The 223-nt window shown below is 36.3% G+C and carries 1 pseudogene; it reads right to left on the reverse strand.

Going from position 1 to position 223, the window contains the following annotated elements:
- Nucleotides 1–223 (reverse strand): annotated as a pseudogene (gene pflA / locus EOC06_RS39605) (pyruvate formate lyase 1-activating protein); the annotation flags it as partial.

Consider the following 223-nt stretch of genomic DNA (forward strand, 5'->3'; position numbering starts at 1 on the left):
GTTCAATTCCTTTTAATGGGTATTCTAGACCAAGCGATTCCCATTTATAAACACCTAGTTTATGGTAAGGAAGGATTTCAACTTTTTCAATATTAGACAATGTCGCAATAAAATCTCCAAGCATACTCAAGTCTTCTCGACTGTCATTAATAGTTGGTACGAGAACATGCAGTATCCAAACAGGTATCTGTTTTTCAGACAGAAAGGTAGCAAAGGCAAGGAT

It is taken from the genome of Mesorhizobium sp. M7A.F.Ca.MR.362.00.0.0, assembly GCF_004023175.1.
In the GTDB taxonomy this organism is placed as follows: Bacteria; Pseudomonadota; Alphaproteobacteria; order Rhizobiales; family Rhizobiaceae; genus Mesorhizobium.